This is a genomic window from Pseudoalteromonas sp. XMcav2-N, assembly GCF_024124545.1.
Classification (GTDB): Bacteria; Pseudomonadota; Gammaproteobacteria; order Enterobacterales; family Alteromonadaceae; genus Pseudoalteromonas.
The window spans coordinates 1-12,641 of record NZ_JAMXSF010000020.1; the positions used below are offsets into that span (position 1 = coordinate 1).

The 12,641-nt window shown below is 47.9% G+C and carries 2 protein-coding genes; both read right to left on the reverse strand.

Features of this window, described 5'->3' with window-relative positions; genetic code table 11:
* A partial coding sequence (locus NH568_RS20595; RefSeq protein ID WP_253050460.1) for a non-ribosomal peptide synthetase occupies positions 1-6,031 on the reverse strand: 6,031 nt, incomplete at its 3' end.
* Positions 6,028-12,609, reverse strand: a complete 6,582-nt coding sequence (locus NH568_RS20600) for a non-ribosomal peptide synthetase (protein WP_253050462.1) — start codon at positions 12,607-12,609, stop codon at positions 6,028-6,030. The genes NH568_RS20600 and NH568_RS20595, both read right to left, overlap by 4 nt.
* Between the last annotated feature and the right edge of the window lie 32 nt (positions 12,610-12,641).

The window sequence follows — 12,641 nt, forward strand, 5'->3', positions numbered from 1 at the left end:
GGTCCTCAATGGGATAGGTATCCTGTAAGGTATCCAGCACAGACTGAGAGACGTCAGCCAGCGGGAAATCGGAAGGAGTCAAACGACCAACGCCAGGCGTCGTGCAATGCCCCACCAACTGTACCAGACTCGCCTCAAAAGCCTGCATCAATGCTGCCATTGAATCATCCGCATACTCTGCCTGTGCATAGTGCAGGTCAAACCTCAGCTGCCCGCCCTGTACTGCACCATTGAGTGTCATACCATGACTGGCCGGGCGCAGTGGGCTTATCAGCTCACCACTACTTTCTTGCGCTATGCTGAAGTAACGGTCACTGTCCAGCACCTGGTCAAACTGACCAAGATAGTTAAACATCAGTGGCGCAGCCTGCCCGGTTCCGGACAGGGCTCCGCTGTGGGTCAGCAGGCCGTAGCCAATGCCGTTATCCGGAATGCCCCGGTAATGCTCCTTCACAGCACAAATAATGTCACTGAAACTGGACGAAGGGGCTGACAATACCAACGGATAAACACTGGTAAACCAGCCGACTGTCTGACTCAGGTCAACCTCATCGCTAAGCGCTTCACGGCCATGCCCTTCCAGATCCAGGCGCAGCTGTGTAACCCCTCCCCATTGCCGAACTGCATGCATCAGTGCACTTAATAACAATTCGTTTATCTGTGTCCGGTAAGCCTGGTTACTGTCCTGCAGCAAAGCCTGCGTATGCGTGCTGCTCAAACATAAAGTCGCATGGCCTCGTGCCAGGGGTCCCGCTTCACGGACACCATCTTGCGTCAAGGCGTCTACCTCGGTATCCAGCGTATTTTGCCAGTATGCCCGTTGCGCCTGACATGCGTCACTCTGGGTATACGTTTCAAGTACCGTCCCGTAACGCTGGTAAGACATGGTTTTCGCTGCCAGAGACAAAGGCTGTGCAGCCTCTAGCTGATGACACAGCGTATCCAAATCTTCCAGCAGCACGCGCCATGAGACACCGTCAACCAGAAGGTGATGCAGCGTCAGCAACAGGCGCCCGCTCTGCTGCTGACCATCGAAGTAGCCCATTTTAATCAGCGGACCTGACAGCGACAGACTGCGCTGAATGTCAGTGCAACGGGCTTCAAACACCTCAGGGGTGTCAGAGCTCAGCGATGCCACTTCGACATACTCAGACCACTTCATTGTTGTCAAAGGCTGATATCGTCCTGTCCAGGCGCCGTCGGCGGATTGCTCGAAGCGTAAACGTAGCACATCATGGCGCTCACATAGCGCAACCAGCAGAGGCTCAAGCCAGCTGGCTTTAAACCCGACAGGCACCTGTAATAAGACCGCCTGATTATAGTGATGTAGCTCAGTTTCATCGCTGAAGAAGTGGGTCTGAATAGGTAGCAGTGGCTGCTCTCCTGTGATCTCTTCTTGTTCATGCTCAATCAAAGTACGGGTTCGTAGCTGCCCCTGCAAAGCACGGATGGTCTGATATTCAAACAGGTTCTTAACACTAAAGTGTAATCCCTGCTGAGCTGCCCGTGACACTGCCTGGATAGATAAAATGGAATCCCCGCCAAGCTCAAAGAAGTTGTCAGTAACACTGAGTTGTTCGACTGGTACTGCCAGTAGTTCGGACCAGATCTCAACCAGTATCTGTTCTTGCTCTGTGCTGGCGGCGACATAATCATCACTGCTGGTGAACTGGGGTTCAGGTAATGCCCGTTTATCAATTTTACCATTCACGGTCAGTGGCCATGTATGCACCTGGATGAAACGTGAGGGGATCATATGGGCTGGTAGCTTGGTATGCAGCTGCTGTTTTATGTGTTCTTTCAATTGCAGCCATGCGGTTTCAAAAGCTGGTGTATTTGCCAACTCTCGCCCTGATCCTGGCTCATCCTGGCATGTGGCACCCCAACTTAACGCGCTACTCACTATCTCTGGGCGCTTATTTATCAGCAATTGCAGGTTTCGTGGGTCGCCAGATAGGTCTGGGATCAACTGACAACGATAACCCAGACCAGCGCATTGTGCAGCAATCGCCATGTAAGCTTCATCCTCAGGTACCTGCCACAGAGCATTAAGATAATCACCCACTCTGGCATTTACATTTTCGGCCACTACACTTGCCAGCGCCTGAGGACAAGTGAGATGAGATAAACGTCTGTTTGGTACATCGGTGATTAGTACCAAATCATGCTGACTGATTACTGACAGAGTATCGGCAAAGAGATTTGCTTCACTTGATGCGATGTCGGACCAACTCAACGTATCCATATTTGCGATATGCCGTTGTGTATTTTCTTGTTTATTGATTTGCAATACAACGTCATATCGGTAGCGACTCATTTCGTTATCATATGTACTTGCTTTAATATTTATTTCTACATCGGCAATACATGAATACTGAGCACAAAGCTGATAAAAATAGCGCGGTGAAATGTGCAATTCATTATCACTCGCAACGGCGTCTGTTACATCATCCAAAAGACTTTTGAGAGTCTGATCTTCGCATGCACGACGGCCCAATACATCAAGGTGGAAATAATCCAGCAGGTCGTAATTCAGAACATCACCAATAATCACTTGTCCCTGTTGCTCTATCAGCTCGATGGCCTGCGCCAGCACCGTATTTAAATAGGGTAATGAAGGAAAGTACTGCGCCACTGAGTTAATGATCACAGTATCAGGCCTGTACCCGTTCGCATGAGAAAAATCGGCAGCTTCAGCCTGATGTACCGCAACCTTATTCATCTTCTGTTGCGCAATATAACTTTGTAATCGCTGCACCGTCGCAGTGGAAATATCTACGCCACGATATTGCTCACATACATCAAGCAGTCTAAATAATAATAACCCGGTACCGCACCCGACTTCATAGACGCGTTTAGGGTTATACTGTGAAATCAGTGCTATCGTGTCATCTAACCAGGCCGACATTTCTTGCTCTGGGATAGCTTTGTTAGTAAAGCTGCAATTCCAACCGGTAAAATCACAATTGAGACTACCACCAGTAACCTCATAATGAGCATCAAATATAGTGCTCCAGGTTTCAACCGCTTTTGAACCCGGCTCACTTATCGGATCTTGCTGAGCCTTCGCGGCTTGAATGTAAGCAACCAAATCAGTGCTTTTATCTGTTTTAACGTAACCTGTTACCAAGGACTGAGCAACCCCCGGAGATTGGTTTATTACTTCCTCTATCTCGCCGGGCTCAATCCGAAAACCGCGTATTTTGATCTGCTCGTCATCGCGTCCCATATAGGCCAGCTCGCCTGCCTCTGTCCAGCGGACCAAATCACCGCTTTTGTATAACCGCTCTCCTGCTTTAAATGGGTGCGCAATAAATCGTGATTCTGTCAGTGCAACCTGATTCTGATAGCCTCGCGCTACCTGAGGCCCGCCAATATACAGCTCGCCAACACTGCCTTTCGGAACCAACCTTAATTGGCGATCCAGTACATAAACCTGCATATTCACCAGGGGCCGCCCAATCAGTACTTGCCCCTGATACCCCGGGTCACCCTGATATAAATACTGAGTACAGCCTACCGTTGTTTCTGTGGGCCCGTACTCGTTGAACAGTTCACTCGATGCATTGTATGACATCAGGGTCTTCGCGGCATCGCTACTCAGTGCTTCTCCCCCTACCACAAAGCAATGCGAGACCTCTCCCTGAGCGTCAACTTCTGCCCCTTCATACAAGCTGTTCACAGCGGTAATGTGCGCAGGGGTCAGTTTGTACATCCATCCCCGGTCAGCATCTTTAATATGCTCACTCAGCCCCTGTAATAGCCCATCTTCAGCCATCAGGTAAACGGCCTTACCACATACCAGCGGGCTGTAGAGACTGGTCACCGTCGCATCAAAGCTCAGCGATGAACTCACCACCGCGCCAACCCGCCCGGGTAAATACTGTGACTCAGCGTAAGCAACATAGTGACTCAGCTGTTGATGCTCTATCATCACGCCTTTAGGCTGCCCCGTAGAGCCTGAGGTATAAATCACATACGCCAGCTGGTGTGGTTGAATTGACACGCTAACCGCTGCATCAGACACACTGCTGTCCTGTGCCACCTTCTGCACCGCAACCCGGGTGATATCCAATTCACCCAGCGCATCCTGTCCCGCATCGTCCGAGACTATGCAGCATGCCTCACTGTCTTGCACCATATACTGCAACCGCTCTGCCGGGTATCCCGGGTCCAGTGGCACATAGCCACCCCCCGCTTTCAGGATCCCCAGCAGTCCGACTATCATATCAACACCGCGACGACAGCACAGTCCTACCCGCGACTCCGCACCCACACCCTGCTCCTCTCGCAGATAGTGTGCCAAGCGGTTTGACCGGGTATCCAGTGCCTCATAACTCAGTTGCTCATCGCCACAGATCACCGCCACAGCCTCTGGCGTCTGCGCCACTTGTTCGGCAAAGCGCTCAACCACAGATAATCCAGCCTGAGTGTGATATTCAGATATCGCAGACGTCGCCGCTGTATATAGCTGTTTTTGCTCACTGTCCGATATCATAGGAACGTCTTGCAGCTTAACGTCATGGTTCACAAGCAGAAACTCAATAGCAGCTTTAAAACTTGCCATGAGCGTGCTCATTCTCTCATGCTGGAACAACGCCGTGCTGTAAATTAAATCAGCTTTTATCTGTGTTTCTGAAGCGAATACCTCGAACGTTAAATCGAATTTTGCAACAGGCTGTTCCGGGTGACACTGTGTAAAGCGTAAGTTCTCAATTTCTGTTCCAGAGGACTGGTTGTTGTTCATACTAAACAATATCTGGATCAGGGGGGTAATTGCGTTACTTCTCGGCGGGTTTAATAAGTCTACCAAATGGTCAAAGGGCACAACCTGATGTGCCTGAGCTTGCAAGTTATTCTCTTTGACCTGCTCTAGAAATTCTGAAAATGTCTGTGACTCCCGGCAATCATGTCTAAGAACAAGGGTATTTACAAAAAAGCCAACGACGTCTTGTAGATCACTCACGGTCCGATTCGCAACCGAAGTCCCCATTACCACATCGGAGTTTTGGCTATAGTGCGCTAAAACCGCAGAAAACACGGCATTCAAGTACATAAAACTGCTTACGCCGTGCGCAAGACAGGCAGCTTCAAGACGCTGGGCAACATGCTCTCCGAGTTCAATGCTTACTTGCCGACCCGCAAACGATTGCTGCGGTGGCCGGGTATAATCCAAAGGCAGACTATGTGAATGAGGTAGCTCATTCAGGTGCGACAACCAATAATCCGTATGCTTTGTGTAAGCCTGGCTCTCAAGTAAACGACGTTGCCAGACAGCAAAATCACGATATTGAATTGGTAAAGATTGCTCAGGACACGTCCCACTCAGTAGCGTCAAAGCTTTATAGTTTTCTATAAACTCATTAACCAGCAAACCCGTAGACCAACCATCTGAGGCAATATGATGGACCGTAATGATCAACACCCCTTCCTCTTGAGACAATTCCAGATATCGGGCTCTAAGTACCAGGCCATTCGTTAAATCAAATGAACTGGCTGCATCGGCATCAATTTCTGCTTGTATATATTGTTGCCGGTCCCTACTCGGGGTATGCGTCAGACTTTTATGGTCTATATTCAGCCACACATCACTGAGTATGCGTTGCCGTGCCCCTTGTTCAGTATCAAAATAGATTGTTCTTAGAATTGAGTGTTTTTTGACAATCGCATTTAATGCCCGCTCTGCTGCAAGCACATCAAAGTTTCCATGCACACGAAGTGCAGTCTGCATATTATAATGGGCACTTCCGTCTGCAATACGATGTAAAAACCACAGCCTTTGCTGTGGATATGACAGGGGAAAGCTATCAACAGAGGCATTCTCTTGCGCAATACTTAGTAGTGAGGCACTTGGTTCATCTGGATGCTGTTCACGCAACAGCCAATCCAAAATAGCCTGTTTATGTGCTTTTATCTCAATAAGCAGCGATGCATCTAACTCTAGATCATAGTTTAAAGTGAGCTGGCCATCTTCTTCAGCAAACACAATTCCGTTATCAGCACAAACCTGTAACAGGGCTTCCAGTGTCATAATACAACCTTATTTTTTTTCTTGTCCGTCGACTGAGTCAATTTTCTACGTAACTTTTTCTCATGGGGCTGATGCTGGTCTATTTTTTCCGCCATTTCAGACAACGTGGGAGAGCTGAATATATCTCTTACCGTCAGCGAAACGCCCCACTGGGTATGAATATCAGCAATAATTTTAACTGACATCAAAGAGTGACCACCGAGCTCGAAGAAATGTGCAGTTTTACCCAACTGTTTTACTTCCAGGCCCAAGTGTTTGGCCCAAATCTGTGCCAGACCATTCTCAAACTCTCCTTCAGGCGCTTCATAGTGCTGTGCATCAATGTTTACTTCACCGGTTACAAGCGCTTTTCTGTCTATCTTTCCACTGCTGGTCAGGGGCATTGCGTCCACGACATGTATGTGGCTGGGTATCATATAAGCAGGTAAACTTTGCTTCAGGTGCTGTTTAATACTACCAGCATCCAGCTGTGGATTATTCAGAACGACAGTGGCTGCCAGAATACCTTGTTTTTCATCAAATAACCAACTTGCAGCTTTAGCGATACCAGAAATACTTCTGAGCTGATGGTCAATTTCATCAAGCTCGACACGTACTCCCCTGATCTTAACTTGGTTGTCTACCCTGCCAAGGAAAGTCAATTCACCGTCACCAGATAAGCAAACCAGATCACCGCTCATAAAGTAGGTCTCTGTCAATCCAGCCAGTTGGACAAAGCGCTCCTGCGTCAACTGTGGCTTTGCGAAATAACCCGACGCCAGATTAAGACCGCTAATTGCCAGTTCGCCGGGAAACCCTGGCGGCATGATACGTCGGTACTTGTCGATCACAATAACCTGATTGTTACTGATTGGTACACCTATTACATGTGCCGGATCTTGTTTACTGGCAATGATCTTGTAGGTCACATCTCCTGCGACTTCAGATGAGCCGTACAGATTGAGTAACACGGCCGGGATTTGCGATTCCAGATATCGCGCTTTAACGTCATCACCCAGGACTTCTCCGGATACAGTCACCATAGTTAGCGTGCTGAGTAGCTTAGCCACGTCAGGAAGCGACAGCAGGGCCTGAAGTAATGAGGGAACCAATACTATACGTGTCGCTTTTTGTCGGTAAATTATGTTGGCCATCAGATCAGCAGAGCGCATCGCATCGGGATTACACAAGTAGGTTGGGACACCTTGCAGTAATCCCCCCAACAACTCCCAGATGGCATCAACAAACGACAAGTTTGTTTTGCCAAACATCAGCTCTTGAGGTCCAAATGGGAAACGCTGCCACATCCAGAAAAAACGATTTAAAATGGCGCCATGAGAGCCTATCACACCTTTAGGTTTCCCTGTGGAACCTGAGGTGTAAATCAGATAGGCCGTGTCATCCAGCTCAGAGATAACAGGCTGAACCTGTGCCTTTTCAGCTTCGAGCACGTACTTTCTACGAGTCTTTACGGCCTCACAGTCCAACACGAGCAACTGACACTGCTCCAGTTCAAATTGCTCAGCAAACTCTGTCGTCGTTATCAGTAGAGCACTCTCACTATCTGAGGCGATCCAGCGTTTTCTTTCTGATGGTAAGTGTGCATCAATGGCCACAAACCTGGCCCCCACAGTAAGCACTGCTAACATAGCCTCAACCGCATATATGCTGTTGAGCAAGCCTACCCCCACAGACTGCCCGGGCTTTACACCATAGTCCTGTAAGACCACAGCCAGTGTATTCACCCGCTCTTGCAGATCTTGGTAGCTAAGAGTTTCCCGCTCATCAATCAGCGCAATTGCTTGTGGCGTTTTTCTCACCTGCTCAAAAAACAACTGTTCGATCCGTTGTTCATTGCCCCAAATCTGTCGCTCTGCCTGCCCCAGTGCCCTTACTGCCTTATTTTGCTCTTGGCTTAGTAAATCCAAATCACACAAACGCGTACACTTATCGTTAAGCACCTGAGTCAAGATGTTTACCATGACACCATTTATGGAGCCTATTAGCTGGTTATCATACAAAGCTGGGTCAAAGCTGTAATGTAGGGCTATCTGCGCCTTATCAACAATCGACAGACACAGCTCATATTTGCCAGCAGCGGGGTCTTGCTCCTCCAGCATAGTCAATGGATGACCTGCCAGGTCCAGTTTATCAACACCATCTAACGCCAGCATGTTCACCATTATCTGAAACACCGGAGAGTATTCCTGTGTCCGATCAGGCGCAACAGACTCAATTAAGCGTTCAAAAGGCAATTCGGCGTGTGCCAGAGAGTCTAGTTGCTGCGCTTTGTTCTGATGTAACAACTGCTCAAAGGTCATATCCCCATTAAACTGAGTTCGCAGCGCCATCATATTGACAAACAGACCAATTAAGTTGGTTAGCTCACTCTGTTCTCGTCCGGCAACCGGAGTACCTAACACAACATCCTGAGTTCTCCCTAAAAACGCCACTGTCAGAGCAAACACACTTTGCAATAGTATGAACAACGAAACAGACTCTGTATGGCAAAATTTTCTGATTAACCCACTGTCAGCGCAGCTGAACACATGTTCAAAGACCTGGGGAGCGCGGGTAGTATTGCCCTCTTGGCGGTTTGCTGGCAAACCATGAACCGCAGGCGCACCGGCTAAAAGAGTCTGCCAGTAGGTTAAATCTGATGCCAGCCTTTGCTCATCAAACTGACGAGACTGCCAGTGTGCATAATCGACATATTGAATGGATAAAGGTGCCAGTGCCGGTTGTTGTGCAGCATAAAGCGCTTCATACATCGCTATAAAATCTTTAAGCAGTACACCCATAGACCAGCCATCTGCAATGATATGGTGCAGTGCGACGATCAAGTAGCTTTCCTGTTCTCCTTGCATAAGCGCAACCTGAAACAGAGAGTCACTCGATAGATCGTAACGGCGCTCACCACGGCGGCGCATTTCCTGCTCAACCACAAGAGCGTTGCCTGCCTGATCATCCGCCGGGAGAGTAATAACATCTACTTTGATATCAGTCGGGTCATTCAGGCGAGTGTAGATCTGATAGTCGGACTGTACAAACCGACTATTTAATACTTCATGACGATATTGCAATGCCTCAACCACTTTTTCTATCAGATCCGGCTCCAACCTGAGCGAACTTTTAAATCCTGACACCATATTAAAAGCGCTGCTACTTTGCAGTTTATCCATGAACCACAATCGTTGTTGAGCAAAGGAAACTGGCATCAGAGCCTGCCGTTTCACTGGTCGCAATTCATTCTCTCGCATGCTTTGCGCCATTCCAGTTAAATGCTCAGCAAGTGCACCCAGCTTGGGGTATTCAAAAATATCCTTAATTTGTAGAGCCTGATAGCCAGATTTTCGCAATGACATGACCATCTTTGCAGCCAGTAAAGAGTGGCCTCCCAGCTCAAAAAAGTCCGATTCCAGGCCAAGCGGTGAGTCAGCAGTAGTCAGCACCTCCTTCCATAACTCAGCAAGCTGCTGTTGATGTGCACAGCTCAAAGGTGTCAGGCTAGGTTGTGCTATCGCGTCTAATGGTAGCGCTAATAAGGCATTGATATCGACTTTTCCATGTTTGCTCAGTGGCAGCTCCTCAATGTGCTGATATTGAGACGGTATCATGTAGCCAGGTAACGTTTTTTGTAACATCGCAGGGATTTCTGCTTCCAGTTGCTTGTCACAGCCAGGCTCTGACACATAAAAACAGACCAGATTAGCCTGCTCACTGCCGGCATTTCTCACGACAACCTGACTGTCAAGGACACCTGGTAGCGCGTTTATCTGTAGTTTGATTTCCTGTAACTCAATTCTCAAGCCTCGCAATTTTACCTGCTCATCATTACGACCCAGATAGACTAAATAACCTTCAGCATGCCAATATGCCAAATCACCTGTTTTATACAAGCGCTTAGGCATACCGCTATCGTAAGGCTGCAACACAAATTTTTCATTCGTCAGCTGCTCATTACCTATATACCCTTGGGCAAGTGGCACGCCACCGATATACAACTCTCCAACAGCCCAGGGAGGTAATTGCAATCCGTCCTGATCTAATACGACAAGGCGACAGTTGGCAATTGGCTTACCAATCGGTACTGGTTGTGTGTCATGATCCGGCAAACAGTCATGGTAACTGACGTCGATAGCGGCTTCAGTAGGGCCATATAAATTGTGTAAAGGTATCTGAGTATGTTGATACCACTTTGCGACCAATTCAGGAGACAAAGCTTCACCACTGCAAAAAACTCGGCTAAGCGTTTTAAGCGCACCTGGATCTGCTGCATCCATGAACAAATGCAGCATAGATGGTACAAAATGCAGTAGCGTAATTCCCTCATTTTCAATTGTCTGCGCGAGCTTATCGGGATCATTGTGGATGTCGGGCAGGGCAACATGCAAAGTACCGCCAAAGCACAATGGCCAGATGAACTCCCATACAGAGACGTCGAAACTATAAGGGGTTTTCTGTAGTACCTTGTCACATGCACTAAGAGGATAGTGCTGCTGCATCCAGGTAATTCGATTTGCCAACGCCCGATGACAATTCACAACGCCTTTAGGAGTGCCGGTCGTGCCTGAAGTAAAAATGACATAGGCTTGATCATCGCCAGAAATGTTTGGTTTGCACGACGCAACATCAGGCGAAGCTCGCAACACAGTGAGGTCAATACAGAACCATTCAATGCCTCCAATGGACTCATCGTGCACGTCTTCGCAAGTGATACATAATGCAGTGTTACTGAGTTCAATCATTTGCTCAACACGTGCTTCAGGCAAGCTTACATCTATAGGTAACCAGGCTGCGCCGGCTTTCATCACTGCCCAGATTGCAACTACCATTTCCAGACTTCGCGGCAGACGCAGGGCTACCACAGAGCCCTGTTTAACCCCTTTAGTCATGAGCTGCTGCGCAAGTATATTCGTCAGCCTTTCAAACTCAGTATAAGACAGCGTTATATTTCCAAAACACACGGCCGGAGCTTGAGGTGATTGTTGCAGCTGCCGGGCAAATAGCTCTGTGACCGTATGTTCATATAAACTTGCATCACTTTGCCCCTGCGATAACACTGAAAGCGTGCGTTGCTGCGCGTCACTCAACAAGGATATACCCGATAGTGGTTGAGATGGGCGGTCTAATGCCTGTGTCATCAAGGTCAAAAATGCGTCTTTAAAGCTTTCAATGTTTTTCCGGGCAAACAAGCTTGCCTTGTACTCAAAACGGCATAATAGCTCAGCATCTGATTCTTCAATATTCAACACCAAGTCTTGTTCCTGCCCCAATCTTGAAGACTTTACAGCGCTGCAACTTTGATTATCTAACGCGATATCAGGCTCTTCTACCCGCGGATTGATATTGAGCATGATCTGAAAAAGGGGGGGCAGATGCTTATTTCTCGACGGATTCAGTTTTTCGACCAGCAGCTCAAATGGAACATCCTGATGCTCCAGCGCCGCAAGGTTGACAGCTCTGACATGTCGCATACATTGATCGAAGTTCCATGCGGGATCACAATGTGTACGTAATACCAGGTTGTTCACAAACAAGCCTACGATGCCCTGTAATTCCATGTGATTTCGATTATTCACCGCTGTTCCAATAACTACATCCGTCTGATTGGAAAAGCGTCCAATCGTTGCAGCAAACACAGTATGAATAAAGTGGAACAATGAACTCTGTGACTCTTTACAATATTGCTTTATACGTTTCAGTGTTGCCGTATCGATGATGGTGTCCAGAACATCAGCGCGATTGTCGACGACGGTGTGCCTCGGTCGCTGTAAAGGCAAACTATGACTCGCTGGGGCGTTGTCGAGTTGCGTGAGCCAATATGCCAGTTTTGGGTCTTCCGCTGCGCTTTCCCGACTTTGCCGTTGCCAGCAAGCATAATCTGGGTAGTCAATTCGTTGGGGGGTATCTGTGATACCTTGTTGGCTGTGATAAAGATTCAGAAATTCACTCAGCAAAAGGCTTCTCGACCAGCCATCACATGCAATATGATGCGTATTGAATAGTAAATAGCTACACTCTGCGCCCCAAAAATATTCCATTCGAAATAACAGGTCATCAGTGATATCAAAAGGTGCAGCAATTCGTGCGTGAATAACTGATGGTACCGTATCGGGAGAAATGACAACCTGCTCGCTCAGCGCAGTGGTCTTCACATTATATGCCTGAGCTTCCCGCACTTCTTGCTGCATTGTCTCAGTATTGTATGTGGTCCGCAAACTCGCATGGCGCTTAATTAACTCACTGGCGGCAAATGAAAGCTTGCTGGTATCAAGGTGCCCATCAATAAATAACAGGATTGGTGTATTAAAATAAGCAGGCTCACCGGACATTTGATGCTCAAACCAAATACGCTGTTGTGCATATGACAGCGGTAGCGGCTGCTGGTAACTCACGCGTGAGATCTTTTCTACACGCTGCTGAGAGATGCTAGAAAGATGCTCTACTAAAGCGACTTTATTCTTTTTAATCAATTGAATAAGTTCCTGGCTCAGCGCATCTTTGCGACCACGAATTTTAACATTCTTATTTTCATCAAGCGTGAGCCTGACTTGCGCACGTTTTAACTGCGCGAGGAGCGTTTCTATGCTTTTCATACCCAACTATCATTTATTATGTTGTTATTCAT

Bases quoted from the DNA above. Each gene is read 5' to 3' on its own strand.
- NH568_RS20600 (WP_253050462.1), bottom strand. From the start codon at position 12,609: ATGAAAAGCATAGAAACGCTCCTCGCGCAGTTAAAACGTGCGCAAGTC.